Source organism: Streptomyces sp. NPDC089915 (assembly GCF_040684675.1).
Taxonomy (GTDB): domain Bacteria; phylum Actinomycetota; class Actinomycetes; order Streptomycetales; family Streptomycetaceae; genus Streptomyces.
In genome coordinates this window covers 1-26,244 of the sequence record NZ_JBFBGN010000047.1, presented here as the reverse complement: position 1 = coordinate 26,244, position 26,244 = coordinate 1, and the positions used below count along the sequence as shown (strand labels likewise).

20 protein-coding genes are annotated in these 26,244 nt (G+C 72.5%); 5 read left to right on the top strand and 15 right to left on the bottom strand.

The window, feature by feature from the left end; all coding sequences use genetic code 11:
* Positions 1–126: 126 nt before the first annotated feature.
* Entirely contained in the window at positions 127–1,587 is a 1,461-nt protein-coding gene (locus tag AB0O29_RS16750; RefSeq protein WP_365152248.1) for a DHA2 family efflux MFS transporter permease subunit, read from the top strand.
* A 4-nt stretch (positions 1,588–1,591) separates the two neighbouring features.
* On the opposite strand, the gene AB0O29_RS16745 is transcribed toward AB0O29_RS16750, so the two are convergent.
* From AB0O29_RS16745 to AB0O29_RS16735, 3 genes are all read right to left on the bottom strand, one after another.
* The gene (locus tag AB0O29_RS16745) at positions 1,592–3,328 is read right to left on the bottom strand and encodes an FG-GAP-like repeat-containing protein (RefSeq protein ID WP_365152246.1); all 1,737 of its coding nucleotides are present in this window, start codon (positions 3,326–3,328) and stop codon (positions 1,592–1,594) included.
* A gap of 108 nt (positions 3,329–3,436) precedes the next feature.
* A complete protein-coding gene (locus AB0O29_RS16740) occupies positions 3,437–5,086 on the bottom strand; it encodes a trypsin-like serine protease (protein WP_365152244.1) in 1,650 nt (549 codons plus the stop codon).
* An 85-nt stretch (positions 5,087–5,171) separates the two neighbouring features.
* Positions 5,172–5,696: a hypothetical protein gene (locus AB0O29_RS16735; protein ID WP_365152242.1), complete on the bottom strand. Its 525-nt coding sequence runs from the start codon at positions 5,694–5,696 to the stop codon at positions 5,172–5,174.
* 554 nt (positions 5,697–6,250) lie between these two features.
* Between AB0O29_RS16735 and AB0O29_RS16730 the strand changes: the two genes are divergently transcribed.
* A complete protein-coding gene (locus AB0O29_RS16730; RefSeq protein ID WP_365152240.1) occupies positions 6,251–9,613 on the top strand; it encodes a hypothetical protein in 3,363 nt (1,120 codons plus the stop codon).
* 51 nt (positions 9,614–9,664) lie between these two features.
* Here the strand turns inward: AB0O29_RS16730 and AB0O29_RS16725 are convergent, their stop codons facing one another.
* From AB0O29_RS16725 to AB0O29_RS16690, 8 genes are all read right to left on the bottom strand, one after another.
* The gene (locus AB0O29_RS16725; protein WP_365152238.1) at positions 9,665–10,873 is read right to left on the bottom strand and encodes a DUF6545 domain-containing protein; all 1,209 of its coding nucleotides are present in this window, start codon (positions 10,871–10,873) and stop codon (positions 9,665–9,667) included.
* The gene (locus AB0O29_RS16720; RefSeq protein ID WP_365152236.1) at positions 10,873–11,388 is read right to left on the bottom strand and encodes a toxin-antitoxin system, toxin component; all 516 of its coding nucleotides are present in this window, start codon (positions 11,386–11,388) and stop codon (positions 10,873–10,875) included. Before AB0O29_RS16720 ends, AB0O29_RS16725 begins: the two co-directional genes overlap by 1 nt.
* A gap of 315 nt (positions 11,389–11,703) precedes the next feature.
* Positions 11,704–12,420 (bottom strand): hypothetical protein, encoded by a 717-nt coding sequence (locus tag AB0O29_RS16715; RefSeq protein ID WP_365152234.1) that lies wholly within the window; start codon positions 12,418–12,420, stop codon positions 11,704–11,706.
* 166 nt (positions 12,421–12,586) lie between these two features.
* Complete coding sequence (locus AB0O29_RS16710; RefSeq protein WP_365152232.1) at positions 12,587–12,964, bottom strand: FKBP-type peptidyl-prolyl cis-trans isomerase; 378 nt, start codon at positions 12,962–12,964, stop codon at positions 12,587–12,589.
* A gap of 125 nt (positions 12,965–13,089) precedes the next feature.
* On the bottom strand, positions 13,090–14,193 hold the full coding sequence (locus AB0O29_RS16705) for a serine hydrolase domain-containing protein (RefSeq protein WP_365152230.1): 1,104 nt from the start codon (positions 14,191–14,193) through the stop codon (positions 13,090–13,092).
* A gap of 241 nt (positions 14,194–14,434) precedes the next feature.
* Positions 14,435–15,502: a serine hydrolase domain-containing protein gene (locus AB0O29_RS16700; protein ID WP_365152281.1), complete on the bottom strand. Its 1,068-nt coding sequence runs from the start codon at positions 15,500–15,502 to the stop codon at positions 14,435–14,437.
* A gap of 270 nt (positions 15,503–15,772) precedes the next feature.
* Positions 15,773–18,214, bottom strand: a complete 2,442-nt coding sequence (locus tag AB0O29_RS16695) for an ABC transporter permease (protein WP_365152228.1) — start codon at positions 18,212–18,214, stop codon at positions 15,773–15,775.
* The gene (locus tag AB0O29_RS16690; RefSeq protein ID WP_365152226.1) at positions 18,211–18,936 is read right to left on the bottom strand and encodes an ABC transporter ATP-binding protein; all 726 of its coding nucleotides are present in this window, start codon (positions 18,934–18,936) and stop codon (positions 18,211–18,213) included. The genes AB0O29_RS16695 and AB0O29_RS16690 overlap by 4 nt, the downstream gene beginning before the upstream one ends.
* 184 nt (positions 18,937–19,120) lie before the next feature.
* On the opposite strand from AB0O29_RS16690, the gene AB0O29_RS16685 reads away from it, so the two are divergent.
* The 3 genes from AB0O29_RS16685 (at position 19,121) to AB0O29_RS16675 (ending at position 21,329) form a co-directional block, all read left to right on the top strand.
* On the top strand, positions 19,121–20,353 hold the full coding sequence (locus AB0O29_RS16685; protein ID WP_365152224.1) for a sensor histidine kinase: 1,233 nt from the start codon (positions 19,121–19,123) through the stop codon (positions 20,351–20,353).
* Complete coding sequence (locus AB0O29_RS16680) at positions 20,341–20,976, top strand: response regulator transcription factor (protein WP_365152222.1); 636 nt, start codon at positions 20,341–20,343, stop codon at positions 20,974–20,976. The genes AB0O29_RS16685 and AB0O29_RS16680 overlap by 13 nt, the downstream gene beginning before the upstream one ends.
* A gap of 185 nt (positions 20,977–21,161) precedes the next feature.
* Positions 21,162–21,329 (top strand): hypothetical protein, encoded by a 168-nt coding sequence (locus tag AB0O29_RS16675; RefSeq protein WP_365152220.1) that lies wholly within the window; start codon positions 21,162–21,164, stop codon positions 21,327–21,329.
* Between the two features lie 79 nt (positions 21,330–21,408).
* Here the strand turns inward: AB0O29_RS16675 and AB0O29_RS16670 are convergent, their stop codons facing one another.
* The 4 genes from AB0O29_RS16670 to AB0O29_RS16655 all read right to left on the bottom strand — a co-directional run.
* Entirely contained in the window at positions 21,409–22,932 is a 1,524-nt protein-coding gene (locus AB0O29_RS16670; protein WP_365152218.1) for an aldehyde dehydrogenase family protein, read from the bottom strand.
* Positions 22,933–22,988: 56 nt separating this feature from the next.
* A complete protein-coding gene (locus tag AB0O29_RS16665) occupies positions 22,989–24,314 on the bottom strand; it encodes a GAF domain-containing protein (protein WP_365152216.1) in 1,326 nt (441 codons plus the stop codon).
* 155 nt (positions 24,315–24,469) lie between these two features.
* A complete protein-coding gene (locus tag AB0O29_RS16660) occupies positions 24,470–25,792 on the bottom strand; it encodes an SWF or SNF family helicase (RefSeq protein WP_365152214.1) in 1,323 nt (440 codons plus the stop codon).
* The coding region (locus AB0O29_RS16655; RefSeq protein WP_365152212.1) for a C-terminal helicase domain-containing protein at positions 25,789–26,244 on the bottom strand (456 nt) is incomplete at its 5' end. The genes AB0O29_RS16655 and AB0O29_RS16660, both read right to left, overlap by 4 nt.

Here is a 26,244-nt window from a genome sequence, read left to right as displayed (position 1 = left end):
ACGGCTTGAGCCCGGGCGGCGGCGCCGAGAAGATCGGAGAGGGAACACCGATGAGTTCCTCCCGCCGAGGCGGTCCAAGGATGTGAACCGCCACGTGCGCAGGACACTCACCCGACGGAAGGCGCCATGCCCGCACCCCTCGAAACGCCCACCCTCCCCTCGGCCCGCGTCACCACCGTGCTGCGGGTCCTCGTCCTGTCCACGTTCGTCGTCTTCCTCAACGAGACGATCATGGTCAACGCGATCCCGCGCCTCATGCGCGACTTCGAGGTCACCGCGGCGGCCGCGGGATGGCTCTCAACCGCCTTCATGCTCACCATGGCCGTCGTCATCCCCGTGACCGGGTGGTTCCTCCAGCGCGTGACGACCCGGACCGCCTTCAGCCTGGCCATGGCCCTCTTCCTCACCGGTACCGCCCTGGCCGCGGCCGCGCCCGTCTACCCCGTACTGCTGGCCGCCCGCGTCGTCCAGGCGAGCGGCACCGCCGTCATGATGCCGCTGCTGATGACCACCCTGATGACCCTCGTGCCCCCGCAGGACCGGGGCCGCGTCATGGGCAACATCACCCTCGTCATCTCCGTCGCACCCGCCCTCGGCCCCGCCGTGTCCGGGGTGCTGCTCCAGCTCGGCTCGTGGCGCCTGCTGTTCCTGGCGGTACTGCCCATCGCCGTCGCCATGGCCGTCTTCGGGCGGCGCCACCTGGTCAACGTCGGCGAGCCGCAGGCCGGCCCGATCGACTGGCCGTCCGTCCCCCTCGCGGCGGCGGGCTTCGGCGCCCTGGTCTACGGCCTCAGCCGGCTCGGCGCAGCGAACGCCGCCTCGGACCCCGTGCCCCCGGCGGTGACCACCCTGACGGGCGCCGTCCTGGTGGGCCTGTTCGCCTGGCGGCAGCTGGCGCTGCAGCGCTCCTCCACCCCGCTGCTCGACCTGCGCACCCTGACCTTCCGCCACTTCACGGTGGCGCTCGCCCTGATGTGCCTGTCCTTCATGGCCCTCATGGGCGCGTTCATCCTCCTGCCGATCTACCTCCAGGAGGTCTGCGGCCTGACGTCACTGCAGACCGGGCTGCTCCTGATCCCCGGCGGCCTGACCATGGGGCTGCTGGGGCCGCAGGTGGGCAAGCTCTACGACCGGGTCGGCGCGCCGCGGCTGGTCATACCGGGCGCCGCGCTCACCGCCCTGTGCCTCGCCCTGTTCACCCTCACGGGCCGGGGAACCCCGCCGTGGGTGGTCCTCGCCCTGCACGTGGCCCTCAGCGCGGGCATGGCGTTCGTCTTCACCCCCGTCTTCACCTCCGGCCTGTCCGTGCTGCCGCCGCACCTCTACCCCCACGGCTCCGCCGTCCTCGGCTCCCTGCAACAGGTCGCGGCCGCCGCCGGGACCGCCCTGGTCATCAGCGTCATGTCGGGGCACGCCGCCACGGCGGCGGCCGCGGGCGCCGAGTCCACCGACGCCCTGGCCACCGGTGTCCGGTGGGGCTTCGGGGTCGGTGCCGTACTCGGCGGGCTGGCCGTCCTGGTCGCCCTCCTGATCCGCACCCCGCCCGCCTCCCGGCAGCCGGCCGGGAAGCAGACGGAGGGCGCGTGACGGGTCAGCGCACGGACCGGATCCAGCGCCAGCCGCCCTCCCCGACGGTCACCGCCGGGCCGAACCCGGTCCCGGCCGCGTCGCCCGGCAGGAAGGCCAGGTCGCCGCTGCCGTCGCCCTGAGGGGCGGTGGTGAGCAGCAGGTCGGCGCGGCCGTCCCCGTTGGCGTCGCCGACCGTGCCGGCCAGCGGGTACGCGCCCTGCGGGGCGGAGCCGAGGACGGTGGGCGCCGGGAGCGCCTGCGCCCCCTTGGACAGGTACTGGCGCAGCTGCCCGTCGGCGGCGCGTGCCCACAGGTCCGCGCGGCCGTCCCGGTCCACGTCGCCGGGGGCCAGGATCTCGGGCAGGTCGGCGGGCTTCCACTCCGGGCCGCCCAGCACGACGACGTCGCGGGGCAGGGCCGGGTTGGTGCCGACGCTGCCGCGGTGCAGGTAGAGGCCGTTGACACTGCGGCCCACGAGGTCCGGCTGCCCGTCCCCGTCGACGTCGCCGACGGCGAGGACGGTGGCGTGCGCCCAGCCCCTGGGCCGCTCACCCATGGGGACGCGCTCGCCGAGATCGCCGGTACCGGTGTTGGGATACACCCACAGCTCGTCCCCGATCCGCGCGACGACGTCCTCGCGGCCGTCGCCGGTCCAGTCACCGCGGTGGCTGACGTCGGCCCCGGCGAAGCCGCCCGCCCCGATCACCCGGTGCGGGCCGAACCGCCCGTCGCCGAGCCCCGGGTAGAGCCGCAGCGAGCCGTCCTCCTGGACCGCCAGCAGGTCCCGTACGCCGTCACCCGTGAGGTCCCCGGCCACCGGCGCCCGCGTGCGGAACGAGGCGGCCGAGCGGACCATCAGGTGGTCCTTGACCTTGGTGAAGCCGGTCTCCAGCGTTTCGCCGCGCAGGTCGCCGAAGTCCTGGCGGGTGAAGAAGGTGAAGTCGAACCGCGAGACGTACTTCGTCCCCGTCTCGTTGTCGACCACGGTGGGCGCTCCGGTCCGGCACTCCGCGGCACCGGCGGACCTGCACGCGGCCGTGAAGTACTGCTGGTCGGTGCCGTCGGCTTCGGCCAGGGACAGCGTCCCCGGCCGGCCCGCGTACACCGGGTCCATGTGCGCGTAGCCGGGGCGGGCGTTGAAGTCACCGGCCAGGATCACCGGCAGCCCGTTGGCCCACGCCTCGATGCGGGCCATCAGCGCCGGGGTGTCGTTCTGCGCGGCGTCGTCACGCCGCAGGTGCGTCCCGCAGGCGAGGACGGCACGCCCGTCCACGGGAGCCTTGGCGCAGACCACCGAGCGCTTCTCGCCCGTGAGACCCGGGGGAGTGAGCTCCGCGGACATCCCGCTGACCTCGCTCTGCGGGGCCCGCACCAGCAGGGCCTGGCCGAAGCCCTTGTCGTCCCCCCACTTCGCGCACCCGTCGGCGGTCCGGGTGCTGGTCCACACGCCGGTGTAGCCGGGCAGCACCTGCCGCAGCCGGTCGTACTGGCCCTTGCACATCTCCTGGAGCATCACCACGTCGGCGTCCCAGTCGGTGACGTGCCCCTGCAGGCCGTCCGCCCACGAGGCGAGCGGCATCTCGCTGCGGCACTTCTCGGCGTACGCGCCGCACACGTTGTACGAGATCGTCCGCACCGGCGGCGTCCCCGCCGGCGCGGCGGCCGACACCGCGGGCGTCACCGGCAGCGCCGCGAACATCCCGCCCACCGCGACCAGCCCTCCGGCCAGCCACGCGGCGAGTCCCTTCTTCCTTCTCACGGCTCTCACTTTCGGGAATCCGCCACGGACGGGCATGCCCACCCGCCCCTGTAGGGGACAGGGGCGGGTGGGCGCGCGGGGTGGACGGGGTGGACCGGGCCGCTCGGGTCAGAGCGTGGGGGCGAGGGCGATGGAGCCCAGGGGGGTGGCCGCGATGCCCGCGATCGTGGGCACGGTGACCGGGGTGGTGAAGAGGCGGGCCGGGTTGCTCCAGGAGGTGTAGACGACGCGGTTGTCACCGGTGGTGAAGGTGACGTCGACCTGGTGGCTGAATCCGGCGGTGCCCACGGACTTGACGGTGATGTTGCCGAGGTGGGCGGTCAGGTCCCGGAAGGGGCTCCAGACGCCGGTGTCCTGGCGGATGGTGTGGTACTGGCGGGTGCCGTTGTCGGTGGCGATGACCACGTGGGCGCTGCTGCCGCTGCCGGCCATGGCCACGGAGCTGATCGGGCCGGTGGCGCCGGCGGCACCGGCGACGTCGCCCCAGACGGTCCAGGAGCCGCCGGTGTTGCGCACGGTGTGGTACGCCTTGCCGCCGCTGACGGCGACGACCTGGAGCGCACCACCGGTGTTGGCGGTGGCGATGGAGGTCACGCCGCTGAGGGGGCTGGAGACGGCGGCGACGTCACCGAAGGGGGCCCAGGTGCCGTTGGCGCGGCGCAGGCTGTGGAAGACCTTGCCGTTGGAGACCGCGACCACCTGGATCTCCGTACCGGTGGAGACGGCGGACACCTGGGTGACGTTGGGCAGGACACCGGCCTCGGCGCCGACGTCGCCGAAGTTCAGCCACGTTCCGTCCGCCTTGCGGATGGTGTGGTAGATGCGGCCGTTGGTGCCGAGCGCGACCACGTGGGTGTCACCGTCGATGCCGGCGACGGTGGCCGTGCGGATGCCGCCGATGTTCCCGGCCTTCGACTGGACGTCGGTGAAGCCGGTCCAGGAACCGTCGGCCAGGCGAATGCCCTGGTAGAGGGAGGTGCCCGCCTGGACGACGGCCTCGGTCTTCCAGCCGGGGGTCAGCGAGCGGACGTCGGCGGTCCACTGGCTCAGGTTGTCGGCCCGCGCGGAGACGGCCCCGGTACGGGTCTCGGTGGCGGGGGCGCCGAGGCAGCCGCCCTGCCAGGAACGGCTGTTGACGCCGATGAGCTGACCGGATCCGTTGAACAGCGGGCCGCCGGTGTCCCCCTTGCAGATGACGTCGGTGCCCTTGCCGGTGACGGTCAGGGTGCCGGTGTCGGAGGCGTTGAGGGTGAAGGTGCCCGTGTGCAGCTTGTCGGGCACCCACTCGGTCTTCGTCCGCCCGAACCCGGCCGTGCCGAGGTCGGTGCCGGCGGCGGGGAGCGCGGGGGCGATCCGGGCCCACGGGAGGTTGGCGCCGGCGGAGTTGGCCAGCCGGCCCAGGACCAGGTCGCGGTCGGTGCGGGGGGTGAGGTCCACGACCTCGACGGCGGTCCCGTCGGAGAGCGTGGCGACGGACTTCAGCGCCGGCTTGCCGGCCGGCACCTGCGCGCCGGGGGTGGCGGCGAAGCAACTGGCCGCCGTGATGATCCAGTCGGCGTCGAGCAGGGCCGCCGTACAGGCCCGAGAGTTGGCCTCGTCGCCGATGTTCAGCTTGACGACGGACTTGAGCTGGGTGGCCGGCGCGTCGGGACCGGCCAGCGCCGCGGCGGGGGCCGCCGAGATCAGCCCTGCGGCGACCGCGGTGGCGGAGACGAGCAGACCGGTGGTCCGCGCCGGGCGCAGACGGGGTGCGAGCATGGTTCTTCCTTCGGTGAACGGTGCGTGGCGGACGATCGGACGCCGACCGGACGAGGGCCCGGCCGCTGTTCCTGCCCTGGAGGGGCTACTTGGAGGTCCGGATCTCCAGGAGCATGAACTCGCGTCCCTGCGCGTCGGCGCTCTCACCGACCGCGGTCCAGGAGTTCTTGTTCACGTCCCAGGTCTTCTTCTCCTCGCCGACCTTCATGTCGACCTGCGCGGAGTAGTCGTTGCCCTTGACGGCGAAGACCGAGGGGATCTCCAGGGTCAGGTAGCCGCTGGTACCGGTGACCCGGAAGCAGATCTTCTCCTTCTCCCGGGACCAGATCTCCAGGAGATCGGTCGCGCTCCCGCAGTCGGCGAGGAGGATGTGGCCGTCACCGCGCTTGAGGACGATGTTCCGCTCGGCGAGGATCTTGTCGGCGTTCGGGTAGCCGAAGTCCTCGATCGCGTAGCCCGGTCCCTCGTCGGCGACGGACTTCAGCGTGGCGGTGTGCGTACCGTTCCCGCCCGCGGTGGCGGCGCCGGCGCCGGTGACCGCGATCCAAGCGAGAGCGCCGGCCGCGGTGGCGGCGGCCACCGTGCGGACGAGCGTCTTACGTGCCTTCATCCCTACCCCAGTCGTCAGTTCCGGGCACGGCAGGCCCGGAAAATTCCATGCGGATGCGAAGGCTCGTGTCTCAACGACAAGAGAACCGTCGTAGACAGGTCGTCTCTCGTCGGAGGCCCCCAACTTCCGCCGGAATACTAACCGGATAACTGGAGCGGAAATCAAGCCTTGAAAACGAACATGACGGTTGGTCACTCGTCTTATGTGGCCCCAAGGCGTTCGTGTGCCCTCCTGGTTGAGTGATGTGCATCACCAACCTTCAGGATGTCAGGCGGCTTTGAACGTCCGTATTCATCCCGTTCGCCCCCATCTGAATCGCCCCTTCGTGCCATCTCGCGGTGCGGTCGGACAGTCGCGAATAAACGTGAGTTGATTGCTCATCAACTTCCGTCTAGTCAAACCTTCGCGTGCCGCGTAAGGTCCTGCCGTGCGCTGCTCGGACCCCGCAACGCGTTCCTTGGTCCCGGCTGAAGAAGCGCGACCCACACCTTGCTGCCCTGGATCACGCCCGCCTCTTCTGCGGCGTGCCATGCGCCGATAGCGAAGGATCCGTTTTGGACACCACTTATTGGAGTAGGCGCCGCATTCTCGGCGCCGTCGCGGCCACCGCGGCCGTCGTCACCACGTCCAGCCTCGTCCTCAACCCGACGGCGGCCTGGGCGGAGACGCCGCCGCCGGAAGCGGACCCGTTCCGGCTGCCGGACACCGACCGGGCCAAGGTCGTCAAGGCATGGGTACTGGGAGGAACGGCCGTTCGCGCCGCTGCCGAGGTGGCGCTGGCCGGCTCCGACGCCGATGTTCAGAACTTCCTGTCCGTGAAACTCGCATCGGAGACCGCGGCGGACAACCGCGCGGCCCTCCTGGCCAAGCTGGCGACCGTAGGCAAGGGAACCCGTCGTGCGGTCACCGCCGCGCTCAACGGCAGTGACTCGGCAGTCTCCGCATTCCTCGCGGGCGGCTTCAAGCCAGCCCTGGTGGAAGACCTGCGCGTGGCCACCGCGACGGTGATGTCCACCAGTGGCAAGGCCGTGAACAAGGCGGGGAACGCCGCACTCAACGACGGCTCCCAGGCCGCGCTGGAGAAGTTCCTCACCGTGGACCGGTTCACGGCCCGGCTGGAGGACATGCGTGTCGAGGCCTCCAAGCTGCTGATGCTGGCAGGCCCGGAGGTGCAGAAGTACGCCAACCGGGCCCTGTCCGGTACGGAGGCCGAGATCGAATGGTTCCTCGAAACCGGCCAGCACATCGCCCGGGCCCGTGATCAGGAGCGCTCCAAGATCGAGGAGCTTGTCGCCGTCGCCACCCGTGAGGGCAAGACGGCCGAAGCGCGGACGAAGGAAGCCGAAGAGGCATGCGCACGTGCCGTGGAAGCCGCGGCCAAGGCGAAGGAGGCCGCGGAGACCGCCGAGGCCGAAGCCCGCCAGGCGCAGAACGACGTGGTCAAGGCCGGTCGGGCGGCCCGTAAGGCCGCCGAGGCGGCGCGGGGAGCGTCCGACGCGGCGCGCATGGCCACCAACGCCGCGAACGCCGCCATTCAGGCTTCGCGTCGGGCCGCGCACGCCGCAATGGCTGCCAGTTACGCGGCCGCCTCCGCAGGCAATGCGGCAACGAAGGCGTACAACGCGGCCAGAGACGCGTCACGGGACGCGAGCAAGGCTGACGGCGCCCGGGCGGCCGCCGTCGCCGCTCGGCGCGAGGCGGCCGTGGCGAGAGTCACGGCGGACCAGGCCGAGGCCGCTGCGGCTGCGGCCGAGCAGGCCGCCTCCATCGGTGGTACGGCCGCCGCTGCGGCACGCGATGCGGCGGCCTCTGCCACAACGGCCTGGAGGGCGGCGGAATCGGCAGCGGGCACGGCCAAGGCCGAGGCCGACGAAGCCAAGCGGCAGGCTCAGATCGCCACCACGAACGCCCAGGTCGCCACGAACGCGGCCGGCACGGCACAGGCCCTCGCGACCGCGGCCGCGACCGCGGCGCGTACCGCCCGGAACGCCGCCTACAGCGCGGCCGCCCATGCGGAGAAGGCCGCCGAGGCGGCCGAGTGGGCCGTCACCTACGCCGGCCAGGCGGTGGACTACGCGAACAAGTCCACCGAGTTCGCCAACGAGGCCACCAAGGCCGCCGACAAGGCCACCGAAGCCGTCCTGCAGGCGATCGAGGTGGAGAAGAAGGCTCGTGAGGGTGAACAGCAGAGGCTGGACCACGAAACGCAGCGGGCTGTCGAGGAAATGCGTCTGATCGCCCAAACCGATGCCCTCGACAGGGCTGCCATCGAGGCGAAGCGCACCCAGACCGAGCAGACCTCCCAGGCCACGAAGGATCTGATCACGCAGGCTGAATCGGCGCTGCGGGCCGGGAACCTGACGGCCGCCGCAGCCGCAGGCCGCAAGGCTGCCATCACTATCATGGATTCCTACGGCATCTGGTCCCGGGAAGCCGCACAGTTCGCGCTGGCCGGCGGGGACGCCGACGTCCATGTCTGGATCGACGGCGACCGGCTGATCGCCCAACGGCAGGACGACCGCGAGATGGCCGTCCACATGGCCCGTGTCTCTTCCTCGAAGGTCGGGCTCGCCGCGACCGCGGCGCTCAAGAGCGCCGATCCCGAGGCCGTGGCGGCGTTCTTGCGGACGGGTACGGTACAGGCAGCTGCCACGGACAACCGCGTCATGATCACCCGCCTGCTGGCCGGTAACCCCGGCCGCGCGGTGAAGGAGGCGGCCAATGCGGCGCTGAACGCCGGAACGTCCGAGGCGCTCCACGTGTTCCTCGCCGTCACGTTCGAGAAGGCGCAGCGGGAGGACGACGCGGTGGCCACCGCAGCCCTCCTTCAGACAGCGGGCCCCTACACCAAGGCCCATGCCCAGGCCGTACTCGAGGGCCCCTCGTGGATGCGCCGCAAGTTCATCGCGACAGTCCAGTACGAGACCGCACAGCTCGACCACGACTTCGCTACCCACGTCGCCGCCATGCAGGGTGCCATCGCCGCAGCGGCGAAGATCGCCGACAAGGCCCAGGAGGATGCGGCCCGAGCTCAGGAGGCCGCGGCCAGGGCTCGTAACGCCGGCGCGGAAGCGGTGGTGTGGGCAGGGAAGGCACAGGACGCGGCCACCCGAGCGGCTGCCTCCGCCGACAAGGCGAACGCCTATGCGAATCAGGCCGAGGAGTCCGCCCGCAGCGCCCAGATCTCGGCCGACAAGGCGAAGCAGCAGGCCGCAGTTGCACGTAGCGCCGCCCGTTCGGCGAACTACTGCGCCAACCAGGCCGTGAAGTCGGCCCGAAGTGCGCGCATCTCCGCGGACTGGGCCAAGCAGTCCGCCTCCGATGCCCGGAACTCCGCGGTCGCGGCCGGCCGGAGCGCGATCGAGGCGGCCACCGCCGCCAGTGAGGCACGCCTGGACGCCAGGCTGCTGCGGGACGCGGAAGACACCGCGGCGGCTGAGCAGGCCGCGAACCAGATGGCCGAGGCCGAGGCCACCAGCAAGAACCTGGCCGGCACGTCGGACAGCGACACCATCGTGCTCGGCTACTCGAAGGCGGACTGGCAGCATGCCTCCCACACCTTCCACGAGTGGGCCTTCTGGACCGGCAGCGCCGCGGCCGTAACGGCCGGCGCCGGAGCTATCGCCGCCCTCACCCCTCTGGCTCCTCTCGCCGTACCACTGGAGATACTCGCGGGCGCCCTGAGCTTCACCACGATGTTCCTTGACATCGCGAGTGCCTTCTGTGCCGGCTGGGGCTACGGGGTGAACAGCAGTGAGTTCTACACGGCCACCGGTGTCGCTGTACTGAGCGTTGCCACCCTCGGGGCCCTGAGGATGTTCACACGCATCCCCGGGGTCTCCCACCAGGTAGGCGAACTCACGAAGGCCGCCTTCGACGGGTGGGGGGCGATTGTGAACAGGATGACCGCACACTGAGGAAGGCGCGCCGAAGGCGCTGGGGGCCGGTGACGGAGACGCCGCCGGCCCTCACCCCGTCCGCGCCGGGGCGTCCAGGGCCCGGGAGATCGACACCAGCAGGTCCGGGTCCTGCGCCTCCGCCGCCCGTACGGCGTCCATCGCGCGCCCGGCCGGCCCGGCCGGCAGCTGCGGCTCGCGGGCCCGGTCGGCGGCCGCCGCCGTGAACATGGCGGCGAGGCCCGCGGCCACCGCCTCGCGTTCCGCGGCCCCGCTCTCCCTCGCCCGGCGGTAGGCCCGCTCGCGGACCCCCTCCGCGCAGTGGGCGCACAGGCCGAGCATCCAGTCGTGGATCGTGGTCAACCGGTACAGCAGGACCTGCTCGGGCCCGGCGTACCAGGCCGGGGTGAGGAGCACCGCGTTCCCGGGAGCGGGCCCGGACCGGCGGACCAGGCGCCACAGGGGCCGCAGCGCGGCGATGGCCAGCAGCGGGTTCCACACCCGGTCGATCAGGCCGGGGCCGTACGCCGGCACGAGCAGCCCGAGGCCGATGGTCACCCCGGTGACCGACATGAACGGGCCGAGGCTGCTGCTCAGCGCGTCCCAGTCCCGGCCGGCCCAGCGGGCGGCGACGGAGGTCAGCTTGAACAGGGCGAAGATGGTGTTGCCGACGGCCGCGAGCACCAGCACGAGCAGGCCGACCCGCAGGGACCGGTCGGCCGCCGTCTTCGGCCCGTAGGCGGTCCGGCGGTCGATGTCGATGATCCAGTTCCGGCACACGACGGCCATGGCCACCGCGGAGGCCAGGTACGCGAGCAGGTAGAGGAGGAGCATCTCGCGGATGAACGGGGTGGTGGCGTAGTAGGTGTCGAAGTCCCGCGGCTGCTCCACCGGGGCCTCGCCCAGCGCGAAGAGTCCCACCAGTGCCACGATCACGGCGCAGCAGCCGGTTTTCCACACCCGCACCCGCCGACGCGTGCGGCCGTACTCGCCCGATCCCTCCCTCCAGTAGTCCAGCAGGACCAGGGACGCGCACGAATAGGCCGTCATGATGCAGTGGACCAGGAGGGCCGAGAGGTTGCTGATCCCGCTGAGCCGGTTGACGGCGCTGACCACGGCCGCCGAGGAGAAGATGAACCCGACGCAGGGCAGGAACAGCAGGAGGTTCACCGTCCGGACCGTCGGGCTGCGCCAACCCCGCACGAGGGCAGGCAACTTGGCCAGCAGGGCCGCGCCCAGTACGGCGGCCGTGATGTAGTAGTCGACACCGTCGGGGGTCATCAGCGCCCCAGCGATGCGCGGATACGGCCGATCAGATCGTCGGGGGCAGTGTTGTCGCGCTTGCCGAGGAGGAAGGGGCGGAACTTGGCCGCCAGCAGACGGCCGAACCTCTCCGCCCGCCGCTCCTCCGCCACGCTGTAGTCGGTACGCGCCGCCAGATGCCTCACCGCGTCGTCGACGCTCCACCGCTCACCGAGCATGCGCGCGGCCGCGGCCCCCTCCGCCGCGCCTTGGGTCCGGCCGGCCCGGCGTTCCTCGCGGTGCCACAGCTCGTGTCCCAGGATCACCATCTGGTGCATGGGCAGGGTGTTCTCCTCCACCACGACCACCTCGTGGTCCCCCAGGTCAAGCCAGAGCCCGCTGACCGTCCCCGGAGGGAACGGCTCCAGCATCAGCCGGACCTCGCGGTCGCCGCTCTCGCTCAAGTAGGCGCAGATGGCCCGGAACAGCTCGTGCGGATCCCGTCCGGCCGGACACGGCACCCCGGCGAACAGTTCGTCCCGATGCCGTCTCATCGCACGCGAAGACCCCACCGCGTCCCTCATGTCTCCCCCACCCGGACGCCGCCTGGTACGCGGTCGGTTCGTACCCTCCGGGTGCGTCCGTCCCCCAACGCACGTGCCCGCGGCCGGGGATGGGCGCCACCACCCCCGCGACCGCGAGACTAGTCACTCGGCTCAGCGCGGGCAACCGTGATCGGGAACGCATAATGCCTGGCCAGCGGCCCTATGTCCGCTTGGTGAGACCGTGGGCCGCATGTGGGGGGAAACCCGCGCGAAACGGCGGGGCGGGCCGGAAGAGCGGGCCAGAAGGGCGGGCCAGGGGGCAGGTCAGCCGCGCGTCTCCGCGCGGTTCTCGCGTGCGCGCTCCTCGCGCGAGCGCCTGGCGACGGATTCGATCAGGGCGATGATGGGCTGAGCGGTGTCCTCCGGTACGTCGGCCAGCGCGCGTGCGGCGTAGTCGACGACGCCGAGGTCGGACGTGGGGGAGTCGCCGGAGCCGGTCTTCCGCAGGCGCTGGATGTCCTGTACCTGGCGGGCGACGGTCCGCTCCAGCAGGTCCTTGTGGATCTGCTGGAGGACCCGGTCGAGCGCCTGGGCGGGTGCGGCGACGAGGAACTCGATGCTCTCCCCGAAGAACCCCGCGATCCCGGCCGCGTGATCGAGGTTCGGCGCCTTGCCCGTCCTGATCATCTTGTCGAGCCACTGGGTGCTCGTCCCGGCGGCCGCCGCGACCTCCGCCAGCGAGTACGCGCGGCGCTGGCCGTCGGGGGAGGTGCGCAGCCTGGTGGAGCGCAGGAAGACGATCCGGGCGACCACCCGCCGGTGCCGCTCCTCGACCGGGTCCGCCCCGCCGCCCTCGCCCTGCGGCAGCGGCTCACCGCGCAGCAGCGCGTGCACGTCCTCCACGGGCAGTCCCGAGGCGTACGAGAGGCCGCCCTCGCCCTCCACGCGCAGTACGTCCTCGCGTGCGAGACCGGCGGCCTCCAGCAGGGAGACGATGTCCCGGACGGTCTTGGCGGGCTCCGCGGCGTGCCCCTCGTTCATGTACGTACCCCTGCTCCGTGCTGCCGGCAGCCGATCGATTTACTTGATGCCAAAAATATCGACTTCGGCCGCACCCGGGCAACCGACCGGCACCCGGCTCATCCGGTCTGGACGTTCGTACGTGACCGGGCCTCGACCGCCCCTCCTCCCGCCCTCCTCCCGCGCCTCAGACCACCGAGAGCAGGTCCACGACGAAGACGAGCGTGGAGCCGGCGGGGATCAGCCGCGAAGGGGACTGCTTGCCGTAGCCGAGGCGCGGCGGAACGATGATCTCGCGCCGGCCGCCGACCCTCATCCCCCGGATCCCCCGGTCCCACCCCTTGATGACCCGGCCGCCGCCCACGGCGAACTTGAACGGCTCGCCCCGGTCCCAGGAGGCGTCGAACTCCGCCCCGGACGCGAAGGTCACCCCGACGTAGTGCACCCGGACGACCCTCCCCGGCTTCGCCTCGGCCCCGTCCCCGACGACGAGGTCCCGCACGGTCAGCTCCTCGGGAGCGTCCCCGTCCGGAACCTCGACGACGGGCTTCGTCAGTTCACTCATCGCAGTCTCATCACCCTCGGTCACGCCGTGCAGTGGGGTACATCCAACCCCATGCGGGACCCCCTCCACTTCCGGGGTGGACGACATGGCCGCTGCCGTGAACCTCCATCGCGCCGGCACATCACTCAGCGGCACAGCGCCGTGTCGACGGCAGCTTCCACCCGCTGGGAGGCCGCACCCGTCGGGGCGGTGGTTACCGCGATGCCGGCGGCGCGTCCGTCCGATGTGACGCCTCCTCGTGTCCGGTATCCCAGGGCGGTTCCGCCGTGGCCCCAGTAGACGCCGCCGCATGACAGTGGCGTGCTGGTGAGGCCCAGTCCGTAGCGGACGCCGGGGCCGCGTGCCTCTGCGGGGACGGTGGTGCGCATCTCGGTGAGCTGGGCCGGGGGCAGGAGTTCGCCGCCGAGGAGTGCGGTGTAGAAGCGGTTGAGGTCGCTGTTGGTGGAAACCAGGGCACCCGCAGCCCACCCCATGGACATGTCCATGGTGGTGTAGTCGATCAGAGGTCCGTCGTCCGTTTCCCGTTCGTAGCCCTTGGGGTGGGGCTCGCGAAGGGTCGTCTCTCCGGGGGCGGGGAAGTAGGTGTGGCGCAGTCCGACGCGGTCGACGATGCGCCGGCCGATCTCCTCGCCCATGGGGCGGCCGGTGACCTTCTGGATGATCAGGCCCGCGACCAGGTAGTTCGTGTTGTTGTACTCCCACTTCGCGCCCGGGGAGAAGTGGGCCTTCTGTGCGAGGGCGCCGTCGAGCAGGTCGCGTGGCTCGAAGTACCGGTACCGGACGGCGGGGAAGTCCGCGAAGACGGGGGACTCCATGTATTCGGGCAGGCCGCTGGTGTGCTGGAGGAGTTGGCGGATGGTGATGTGGCGTCCGTCGATGCCTTCGCCGCGCAGCAGGCCGGGCAGGTAGGTGTCGACGGGGGCGTCCAGGGCGAGCTTCTTCTCGGCGACCAGCTGCAGCGCGACCACGGCCGTGAAGGCCTTGGTGTTGCTGCCTGCCCGTACCTGTCCGTCCTCGGGTACCTTCGCGCCGGTCCTGAGGTCGCCGGCACCTGCGGTGTAGTGACGCGTCCGGCCCTCGCGGTCCACGACGCTCGCCAGCGCGGCGGGCATCTCGTCATCGGTCACCAGGGCGTTCAGGCTCTTCTGAACGGGGTCCGGCTTGGCGGCGGAGGCCGCGGACGGGAACAGCGCGCCGATGGTCATGACGGCCCCGGTGAGCACCGTCATGGTGAGCGAGGTCTTACGTCGGCCGCCTCGCGAAGGTGTGGGACGGAACGTCGGCGAGACACGTGCGTGCATGGAACAACTCCTGTCGTGACAGTGGAGGGCAAGCGACGAGCGGGCCGTGGGGCCGTGCCGGACGGCCCATCGCGCCAGTGGCCCGGCGACGCTCGTGAGCATGGGCCCGCCGGGATATCGGCCGCCGCTCCCGCGAGCGGGAGCGGCGGCCGGTGGGGTCAGTGGGGTATCAGCGGCACAGGGTCGTTTCGACGGCGGCCTGTGCGTGCTGTTCGGTGGCGCTGTCGGCCGGCATGGCGGTCAGCGCGACGTTGACCGCACGCCCGTCCTCCGTGACACCTCCGTAGGTGGCGTATCCCGGAATGGTTCCGCCGTGGCCCCAGTAGACGCCGCCGCACGGCAACGGCGTGCTGATCAGGCCCAGTCCATAGCCGACACCCGGGGCCCCTGTGGGGACGGTGGTGCGCATCTGGGCGAGCTGGGCCGGGGGCAGGAGTTTGCCGCCGAGGAGTGCGGTGTAGAAGCGGTTGAGGTCGCTGTTGGTGGTGATCACCGCACCCGCGGCCCAGCCCCAGGACGGGTCGAGTGCGGTGACATCGCGCCAGGGCGAGTCGGCTGTGTCCCGGTGGTAGCCCTTGGCGTGGGGCTCGCGGATGGTCATGTCACCGGGGGTGGGGAAGTAGGTGTGGCGCAGTCCGATGCGGTCGACGATGCGCCGGTTGATCTCCTCACCCAGCGGGCGGCCGGTGACCTTCTGGATGATCAGGCCCGCGACCAGGTAGTTCGTGTTGTTGTACTCCCACTTCGCGCCCGGGGAGAAGTGGGCCTTCTGCGCGAGGGCGCTGTCGAGGAGCTCGCGCGGCTCGTAGTACCTCTGCAGATCCTTGAGGACCGCGCCCTTGTCCACGTATTCGGGCAGGCCGCTGGTGTGCTGGAGGAGTTGGCGGATGGTGATGTGGCGTCCGTCGATGCCTTCGCCGCGCAGCAGGCCGGGCAGGTAGGTGTCGACGGGGGCGTCCAGGGCGAGCTTCTTCTCGGCGACCAGCTGCAGTACGACCACGGCCGTAAAGGCCTTGGTGTTGCTGGCCGCCCGTACCTGCCCGTCGTTGGGCACCTTCGCGCCGGTCCTGAGGTCGCCGACACCTGCGGTGTACTGACGCGTCCGGCCCTCGCGGTCCACGACGCTCGCCGACGCGGAGGGGATCCGGTCGTCGGCCACCAAGGTGTTCAGGCTCTTTTGCACGGGGTCCGGCTTGGCGGCGAAGGCCGCGGACGGGAACAGTGCGCCGGTGGTCATGACGGCCCCGGTGAGCACGGTCACGGCGAGCGATGCCCTACGTCGGCCGCCTCGCGAAAGAGTGGGACGGAACCTCGGTGAGACACGTGCATGCATGGAACAACTCCCATCGGTAGGGGAACAACGTCAGTGGGGCAGTGAGAGGTGGTCGTGGTGCGACGGACCCGCCGGCGGCTCGGCCTGGTCCAGTGACGGTCGCGGCGCATGAAGGAACGGCTTCCCCGCTCGTGCGCCCGTCCGAAGACGGGCGCACCCGGGAGGCGCGGCTTCCTACTCGATCCGGGGCGAGCCGCGACGCCGTACCAGCCGCCGTGCCGGCAGCATGACCGCAGCCATGCCCGCCAGGCAGACCACGCCCAGGATGGCGGCGCAGACGGCGGGGGAGACGGACAGCGCGGGCAGCCCGGTCACCGCGAGGGCGAAGGTCAACAGGGTCAGGGCCGCCACCAGCGTGCCGACGATCGTGCCCGTCCCGAGGACGAGCAGCGTCTCCAGCCGCAGCATGGACAGGACCTGGCGGCGCGTCGCGCCGATCAGACGGAGCAGGGCCAGCTCGCGCCGGCGGGACGCGGTGGCGACGGCCAGCGTGGTCACCACGCCGATCAAGGTGAACAGGGCGATGGCCGCGACCGCCATCAGGCCCGGAAGCCCCTGGACGCGCGCCTGCTCGGTCAGCGCCGCGCCGTACTCGGCGGCGGATGTGGCGCGTACCCCGGGGAGGCGCTCGGCTACCGGCCGGAGGTCGGCGCCCCCGCTCACCAGCAGGTAGTCGTCATGACCGCCGTCGGTGACGTGCGCCGCGACCAGATCATGCGGCAGCAGGACGTCGCCGAAGCCCATCCCACGGTCGTAGACGGCGACCACCCGGGGGTGGATCAGAGTGCCGTCGCCGAGCCAGAAGGACATGGTCTTGCCGAGGTCGTCGCCGTCGCCGACGTTCGAGCTGACCGCGACGGTGTCGGCGCCGCGCAACTCTGCCAGCGAACCCGAGGTGACGCCCGGATCCAGGTTCGACCACGCGCCCTTGAGGCCCTGCGCGGGCAGCGACTGGAGCTGGTCGCCGACCGATTTCACGACGGTGGTGCGCTTCACGGCCGTCACCGCGTCCGCCCCGGGCGTCCTGCGTACTTCTTCGTACGCCGCGCTCGGCACGCCCGGACCGTCCGCGACGAGCACGTGGTCCGCGAGCAGACCGGCGGCCGACTGGGTGCGGGTGGCGCTGACGGCCGTGGTCTGGACGAAGAGCTGGCCGGCCCCGAAGGAGAGCGCCAGTGCGATCGGTGTGATCACCGACGCCAGCCGGACGGCGGCGACGGAGGCCGTCTCCGCGGCGAGTCGGCCCGGCACCGGGAAGAGCAGCCGCAGTGGAGGGCTCAGGACGCGGATCCCGGCCCGCGCGACCCAGGGACCCAGGAGCGCGGCGGCCCAGATCAGGGTGAGCGCCAGGCCGCCCATGGCCGCCCTGGCGATCTGCCCGCCGAAGGCGAGCGCCGTGGAGGCCGCGCCCAGCCCGACGGCCAGGAAGAAGAGCCCGGTGACCATCCGCCAGCGCGGCAGCCGCGCCGGCTCCGTCGCCGCCTCGCCCAGGGCCTCGACCGGCCGGACGCGGGAGACGCGCCGGGCCGCGAGCCAGGCGGAGCCGACCGCGGTGAGCACGGTGAGCAGCATGGTGCCGGCGACGGGCAGCGGACCCAGTACGAGCGACAGCTCTCGCGGGAGGACACCGTGATCGGCCATGAAGCGGTGCAGGACCGCGCCGAGCCCGAGCGATCCCAGGCCGCCGACGAGTGCGGCGGGCACGGCGACCTTCAGAGTGCCGCGGACGATCAGCCGCCGCACCTGCCGGGGGGTGGCGCCGATGGCGCGCATCACCGCGAGTTCGCGGGTCCGGTCCCGTACGGAGATGTCCAGCAGCCCGGTCAGGATCAGCAGCACGACCAGCAGGGCGATGCCGCCGATGGACGCGCTCACCCCGATCAGGTCGAGCCGCGCCGCCGCCACCCCCGGGTTCTCGACGTCACCACGTGCGGCACCGGTCGCGACGAGGAGACCCGGGGCCGCCGCGCCGAGCGCCTCGGGGGACGTGCCTTTTTTGCCGAGGACCACCAGCGCGTCGGCGTGTCCGGGATGGCCGGCGAGCGTCCGCGCCGTCCTGTCGTCGAACCACACGCTCGCGCGGACGGCGCCGTCCGCCCCCGAACCGGCCGACACCAGGCCGCTGACCCGGTACGGCTCAGGTGCCCGGCCCCCCGCCTGGAGCCGGACGGTGTTCCCGACCTCCATGCCGCTCCCGGCCGCCACCGCCACCTCGTCCGGTGCCTGCGGGGCACGCCCCGACCGCAGTTCGAACGGGCCGAGCGCGGTCGACTCCCATCCGTGACCGGTGAGTTCGGTGCCGTCGGCGGCGACGACGGGTACGGACACGTCCGCGACGACCCGTACGACCCCCGGTACCTCCTTCAGCCGTTCGGCGGGGGCGATCGACACCCGCGCCCGTTCCAGCAGCGGCCTGACCTCCGTACGCTCGGACTCACCGGAGTCCACGGTCATCTCGACCCGCTGGCTCGCGGCGACGACGGCCACGGCCGGGGCGTAGCGGTCGACCGCACCGTGCGCCCGCAGCGCCGATTCGAGGAGGACGCCGAACGCGCCCGTCAGCGCGGCGGCGAAGAGCAGCGCCGCCGCCACGCCCGCGGCGATCCCGCGCCTCACAGCGAGTCCCAGCGGGCCAGGACGGCTTCCGCGGACGGGGCGGTCAGTTCGTCGACGATCCGGCCCCCTCCGAGGAAGACGACGCTGTCGGCCCACGCGGCCGCCACGGGATCGTGGGTGACGAGGACGACGGTCCGTCCCATCTCGTCGACCGCCTCCCGCAGCAGCTTCAGGACGTGCCCGGCCGACCTGGGGTCGAGCGCGGCCGTCGGCTCGTCGGCGAAGACGATCTCGGGGCGCGTCACCAGTGCCCGGGCGACCGCCACGCGCTGCTGCTGGCCACCCGACAGCCGCGCCGGGAGGTGCCCGAGCCGGCCCGCCATCCCGACCCGGTGGACGATCTCCGTCAGCCACTGCCGGTCGGCCTTGCGGCCGCCGAGGGACAGGGGGAGGGTGATGTTCCGCTCGACGTCCATCGACGGCATCAGGTTGTAGCCCTGGAAGACGAAACCGATCCGCTCCCGGCGCAGCCGGGTCAGCTCGGCTTCGCGGAGCTCGCCCATGTCCACGCCGCCCAACCGGACCGACCCGTTCGTCGGCCGGTCGAGACCGGACGCGCAGTGCAGGAACGTGCTCTTGCCCGAGCCGGACGGGCCCATGATCGCGGTGAAGCTGCCGGTACGAAACCCCCAGCTCACCTGCTCCAGCGCGGTCACCTCGCCGTACGACTTGGAAACCTGGTCCAGGGACACGGCGTACGGTGTCTCCCCGCTCGTCGTCATCCGTCGCATGATGTGTGGCCCTTCGATGCCCTCGGTCGGTCAAGATCAGGCTTCGAAACTAGGCTCGGGAGAGGGGGGGCCGGCAGCGGTCACGCCCCCGCACCGGAGGTGTAGCCAGCTCCACCATGAGGGTGGAGCGGGGCAGGTGGGACAGGGAATCCACTGTGGCGTACCGTCGTGATCCATGGACCTGAAGGCACGCGCACGCCACAGCCTGCGTTCCACGCGGTATCTCCTCGGCGGCCTCGCGACCGCCCTGCCGTCCCTGGCCGGCTGCGTGCTGCTGCCCCTCGTCTGCGTCGCGCTGATCGTCGTGCCGGTACTGCCCTGGGCGATCCGCCCCCTGCGGTCCCTCGCCGAGGCCGAGCGCCGCCGCGCGGAACGACGCCTCGGCCGTCCGGTGCGACGCCCGTACCCCGTACTCCAGGGCAGCGCGCGCCGGCAGACCCTGCAGCTGCTGCGATCCTCCGGGACCGGCAAGGACGTGGGGTGGATGCTGCTCCACGGCGTGGTCGGCCTGATCCTGCCCGTCCTCGTCCTCGGCGCCCTGTTCAGCCTCCTGCTCACCCTCTCGATCCCGATGTGGTGGTGGACCGTCCCCAGCGGCACCCTCACCCTCCTCGCCGCCCCCCTGACGAACTGGCTGCAGGCGATCGTCCTGTCGGCGGTCTGCGTCTGGATCTTCGCCCTCCTCTTCCTCTGGCTGGCCCCCGCCGCCGCCCGGTGGGAGACCCGCATCGCGGAGGTGCTGCTGGGGAACTGGACCGGTGCCGAACGCCGGATCGAGGAGCTGACCGCCTCCCGGGCCGGGGCGCTCCAGGCACACGAAGCTGAACTCCGCAGGATCGAGCGGGACTTGCACGACGGTACCCAGGCGCAGCTCGTCGCGGTCGCCATGCGTCTCGGACTGGCCGACCGCAGGTTCGACAAGGACCCCGCGAGCGCCAGGAAACTCATGCTCGACGCCAGAACGACAGTGGACGAAGCACTCGTGCAACTGCGTGCGGTGATCCGCGGCATCTATCCGCCGATCCTCTCCGACCGAGGGCTGAACGGAGCCATCCGAGCGCTCGCCGCGGGACGTACCATCCCGGTCGCCCTCGACCTTCCCGAGCCCGCCCGCCGGCCGCCGGCCGCCGTCGAGGCCGCCGCCTACTTCGTGGTCGCCGAGGCCCTCACCAACATCGCCCGGCACAGCGAAGCGCGGCAGGCGCGGGTATCCCTCCGGTACGACCGGACCGGGCTGTACGTCCTCGTCCAGGACGACGGGCGTGGCGGCGCGGTGCCGGGATCGGGCGCGGGAAGCGGACTCGACGGCGTACGCCAGCGCGTCGCCGCCCTGGACGGTACGACGAGGATCGACAGCCCTGTCGGTTCCGGAACGACGATTGAGGTGGTACTACCGTGCGGATCGTGATCGCGGAGGACAACGTCCTTCTCCGCGAGGGCCTGATTCTGTTGCTGGAGGACGTCGGCCACGAGATCGTCGCCGTCGTGGGGAGCGGGCCCGAGGTGGTGCCCACGCTGCTCGAACACCGGCCCGACGCGGCCGTGCTCGACGTCCGACTGCCACCCGGATTCCGCGACGAGGGCCTCAGAGCGGCCATCGAGGCCCGCAGGCTGATGCCGGGTCTGCCCATCCTCGTCCTGTCCCAGTACGTCGAGGAGAGCTACGCCACCGAACTGCTGGGCCAGGGCGCCTCAGGCGTCGGCTATCTGCTCAAGGACCGGGTCTCCCGCATCGAGGAGTTCCAGCAGGCCCTCGAGCGGGTCGCCGCCGGGGGCACCGCGCTCGACCCCGACGTGGTCTCCCAGCTCATGACCCGCCGCGACCCCCTGGAAGCGCTGTCCCCGCGGGAACGCGAGGTCCTCAGCCTCATGGCCCAGGGCCTCGACAACCCGACGATCGCGACCACCTTGTTCATCACCGAGCGCTCGGTCAGCAAGCACATCGGCAACATCCTCGCCAAGCTGAACCTTCCCCCCAGCGACAGCGGCCACCGCCGGGTCCTGGCCGTCCTCGCCTACCTGAAGGCGTGAACCCCGTCACGGACCATGACGGCGGTCGCCGACCCCACCCCTCAGGTGTAGCGGGCTACACCTGAGGTTCGGGAGCAGGACCCGATGTGCCGGAAAGGGGCCGGCGGCGAGAGTGGACGACGAAGCGACCCGCTCTCGCCGCCCCGCAGAGGGACGTCGGCGACACACCCAGGAGGAACCCCCGCATGAAGCCCGCACTCTGGCTGCTGCTCGCCATCTCCACCGCCGCCGCGGTCTACGTCAGCACTTTCGCCGACTACACCGGCACCACCAGGGTCCTGGCCTCGGTGGGCTCGGGCGTCGTCTTCGTCGGCTCGGCACTCGGCCTGTGGCTGACCGGCGGCAAGCAGTGATCTGGACGAACCGGTAACGGGTGAAGAGGCTGTCCGGCACGATCCGGACAGCCTCTTCCGCCTGGTTCGACTTGGTGCCCTAGAAGTAGCCGAGCTTCTTCGGGGAGTAGCTGACCAGCATGTTCTTGGTCTGCTGGTAGTGCTCCAGCATCATCTTGTGGGTTTCGCGGCCGATGCCCGACTGCTTGTAGCCGCCGAACGCCGCGTGGGCCGGGTAGGCGTGGTAGCAGTTCGTCCAGACGCGGCCCGCCTGGATCGCGCGGCCCGCGCGGTAGGCCGTGTTGACGTCCCGGGTCCAGACGCCCGCGCCCAGGCCGTACGCCGTGTCGTTCGCGATGCGGACCGCGTCGTCGAAGTCCTCGAACGAGGTCACCGACACCACCGGGCCGAAGATCTCCTCCTGGAAGATCCGCATCCGGTTGTCGCCCTCGAAGATGGTCGGCTGGACGTAGAAGCCGCCCGCCAGGTCGCCGCCGTGGTCGATGCGGCCGCCGCCCGTCAGGATCTTCGCGCCCTCCCGCTGGCCGATCTCCACGTACGAGAGGACCTTGCGGAGCTGCTCCGCCGAGGCCTGCGCGCCGATCATCGTGTCCGTGTCCAGCGGGTGGCCCGGCACGATCAGTTCGGTGCGGGCCACCGCCGCGTCCAGGAAGTCGCCGTAGCGGCCGCGTTCGATCAGGGCGCGGGAGGGGCTCGTGCACACCTCGCCCTGGTTCAGCGCGAACATCGTGAAGCCCTCCAGGGCCTTGTCGCGCAGGTCGTCGTCCTTCGACCAGATGTCGTCGAAGAAGAGGTTCGGGCTCTTGCCGCCCAGCTCCAGCGTGACCGGCTTGAGGTGCTCCGCCGCGTACTGCAGGATCAGCCGGCCCGTCGCCGTCTCCCCGGTGAAGGCCACCTTCGCCACGCGCGGACTCGACGCCAGCGGCTTGCCCGCCTCCTCGCCGAAGCCGTTGACGATGTTCACCACCCCGGGCGGAAGGAGGTCCGCCACCAGGCTCAGCCAGTAGTGGACGGAGGCCGGGGTCTGCTCGGCGGGCTTCAGGACCACCGTGTTGCCGGCGGCCAGGGCCGGGGCGAGCTTCCACACCGCCATCAAGATCGGGAAGTTCCACGGGATGATCTGCCCGACCACGCCCAGCGGCTCGTGGAAGTGGTAGGCGACCGTGTCCTCGTCCAGCTGGCTCAGCGAGCCCTCCTGCGCGCGCAGCGCCCCCGCGAAGTAGCGGAACTGGTCGACGGCCAGCGGGAGGTCGGCGGCGAGGGTCTCGCGGACCGGCTTGCCGTTCTCCCAGGTCTCCGCGACCGCCAGCGCCTCCAGGTGCTGCTCCATCCGGTCCGCGATGCGCAGCAGGATCCCCGCCCGGTCCGCGACGGACGTACGGCCCCAGGCCGGTGCCGCCGCGTGCGCCGCGTCCAGTGCCCGCTCCACGTCCTCCGCCGTGCCCCGCGCGACCTCGGTGAAGGGCTGCCCGGTGACGGGCGAGGGGTTCTCGAAGTACCGGCCGCGCGCGGGCGCCACGTACTCCCCGCCGATGTAGTGGTCGTAGCGGGACGCGTACTCCATCAGCGCGCCTTCGGTACCGGGTGCGGCGTAACGGGCCATGCTGGTCCTCCCCTTGCCGGGCGCCGGCCGCCGTCGGACAGCGCTCGGGGAGGAGGCTAGGAGCGGGCGGGTTGCGGGAACGTTGCACGCCCCGTGCCCGGAGCCGCGGCCCGAACCGCGCCCGCCCCCGCGCCCAGTTCCGCGTCGAGGGAGCGTACGCGGGCCAGCGCCGCCGGCCGGTCGCGCGGGGGCAGCGCCGCGGCCAGGGCCCGCCACACCGCCGGGTCCTCCGCGCCCCACGGGCTGCACACCCAGTCCGACAGCAGCCCCACGTCCGCCCGCGCGATCACCGCCGCCCGCGCCTGGTCCTCGATCCGCCGCCGCAGCCGCACGATCCCCGGCGCCGAGGAGGCCGGCAGCAGCGGACCCGGGTAGCGGGTGAGGGCGGCCGAGACGGCGCCGGCCGCCAAGTGCCGGGTCACCGCGGCGAAGTCGGCCTCCAGGGGGACGGCGGTGCGGTACGGGCGCGAGAGCAGGTTCCCGGCACCCAGCAGGGCGCGCAGCCGCGACATCTCCGCCCGCAGGGTCACCGCCGCCACCGACTCGTCCTCGTACAGGACGTACGCCAGCTCCTCCCCGGACAGCCCCTCGGGGTGCTGTGCGAGCAGGGCCAGGATCTCGCTGTGCCGCCGTCCCAGCGTTATCCGCCGCCCGCCGAGCACCAGCAGCGCCTCGTCACGGCCGAGCGCGCTCAGCGTGTCGGGGGCCGCCGCGTCCGGCTCCGGAGCCAGCAGCGCCAGCTGGGCCTCGGCCGCCCGGGCCACCGCCTGGACGAAGGCCAGGGAGTGCGGGTGCGCCAGCCCGTCCCCGCCGGTGATGTCCACCGCCCCCAGCACCCGGCCGGTGCGCGGGTCCCGGACCGGGGCCGCCGCGCAGGTCCAGGGGTGCACGCGGCGGCTGAAGTGCTCGGCGCCGAAGACCTGTACGGGTTCCCCCAGCGCGATCGCCGTACCGGGGGCGTTGGTTCCCATCGCCGTCTCCGCCCAGCGCGCGCCCGGGACGAAGCCCAGCCCCTCCGCCCGGCGCAGGGTGCCCGGCTCGCCCTCGACCCACAGCAGCCCGCCCCGCGCGTCGCACACCGCCAGCAGATGGGCCCCGTGCGCCGCGAACGCCCCCACCAGGTCCCGGAACAGCGGCATCACCCGGGCCAGCGGATGCCGCTCCCGGTACGCCGCCAGCTCCGCCTCCGGCCGCTCCAGCCGGGGAGCGCACTCGGGGCTGACCCGGGCCCGCGCGCAGCGCCGCCAGGACTTCGCGATCACCGCCCGGACCGGCGGCTCGACCCGCCCGTCCCGGGTGAAGGCCTCGTGCGCCCGCCGCAGGACGCGCGTGCGCTCGACGGGATCGGCCCCGCCCGGCAGCGCCAACGACGGATCGCCCATGAAACCCTCCCGAGGGACCGTGGAGCCGCGGTACGCGGAGCGCCCCCATCGTGGTGCGGGTCCGCGAGCCCGGCAAGGGCCGTGTCGGCCAGTCGTCGGCCAGTCGTCGGCCGGTCGTCGGCCCGACCTGGCCGGGTTCAGCCCCGACTGCCCTCTTACCGCGTTTCCCCCGTCCCGACCGTCCCGACCGTCCCGACCGTCCCGTCCGCCCCTTCAGCCCCGTCCTCGGGCAGCGCCGCCAGTGCCGAGGCCGGGTCGGGGGACGACGGGCCCGCCAGGACCCACCGGCCGGCCTCGCGGCGCAGCGGCCACCAGCGGCCGTCCCGCCCGAGCCGCAGCTGCCCGCGCGCTCCCGGGACCGTCCAGCGGGCGCGGACCCGGCGCAGCGCCGGGGCCTCCTCGTCCGGCCAGGCCGCCGCCAGGGCGGAACGGGCCCGGGCCAGGGCGGCGCGGTCCGGCGACCAGTCGTCCTCCAGCGCCGCGAGCGCCGGGGCCCCGCCGAAGCCCCAGGCCCGGACGGCCCGGTCCATGGCCGCCCCGTCGCGTCCGGCAGCCACCGCCAGGCGGTAGCGGAGCCGGAAATCGGCTGCCTCGGCGGTGAGCCGTACGGCGTCTTCCGCGGCGGTCGGCGGGGGGCCGGGCGGGCGCGAGGCATGGCCCGGGGACAGGGCCTCCGCGAGCAGCCGGTACGCCTCCGACGCCGCCGCCTGCGCCAGGAACTCCACCGCGTCCACGTCCAGTCCGGCCGGCTCGGTCTCCGTGTCCAGCGTCGGCGGCTGCCCCGGCCCCGGCGGCAGGGCGGGCGGGGCGGGCAGCGGGTGCGGACGCCGCCCGGCGTCGAAGGCCTCCGCCGCCGGGATCCCCGGGTCGGCCGCCGGACCCGTCCCGGATTCCGCTTCCGATGCGGAACCCGCCGCACCGCGGTCCGCCAGCTCCTCCAGCAGGTCCCGCTCTGCGCGGCCGCGCAGGAGCAGCAGCAGGAACGGGTCCCCGTCCAGCAGCCGGGCCATCTGGTGGCACAGCGCCGCCGTGTGCGCGCAGTGGTCCCATTCCCCGCAGTCGCAGCGCGGGTCGAGGTCCCCGAGCCCGGGCAGCGGGTCCACCCCGGCGGCCGCCGCCTCCGCCGCCAGCTCCGGGGGCACCTCGCGGTCCAGCAGCGCCGCGATCCACCCCGACTCGGCGGCGGCCAGCCCCAGCAACCGGTCCCATTCCGCTTCGGTGAACCGCTGCACCAGGACGTCCGTCCGGTGCGCGGTCCCGTCCCGGTCGCGCACCACCGCCGTCAGCCCGCCCGGGCGCACCGAGACCGCGCCGACCGCGCCCGCGCGGGCGTACCGGCGGCCCTGGCGGACCTGCTCCCCGTCCAGCGCGCTGTCCTCCAGGGCGCGCAGCCAGGCGTGGCCCCACCAGGTGGTGGCGAAGCCGCGGCCGGAGGGGGCGGGCAGGGGCCGGAAGGTGCGCTCGTACGGGTCGTTCATCCGTGGCTCCCCGAGGGTGCCGGGCGCAGGGCCACCAGGGCGGCGAGTTCGGCGTCCGTGAGTTCGGTGAGGGCGGTCTCGCCGGTGCCGAGGACGGCGTCGGCGAGGGCGCGTTTGGTTTCGAGGAGTTCGGCGATGCGGTCTTCGACGGTGCCCTCGGCGATGATGCGGTGGACCTGGACGGGCTGGGTCTGGCCGATGCGGTAGGCGCGGTCGGTGGCCTGTTCCTCGACGGCGGGGTTCCACCAGCGGTCGTAGTGGATGACGTGGCCGGCGCGGGTGAGGTTGAGGCCGGTGCCGGCGGCTTTGAGGGAGAGCAGGAAGACGGGGACCTCGCCGGACTGGAAGCGGTCGACGAGTTCCTCGCGGCGGGGGACGGGGGTGCCGCCGTGGAGGAGCTGGGTGGGGATGTTCCGGGCGGCGAGGTGGCGTTCGAGGATGCGGGCCATCGT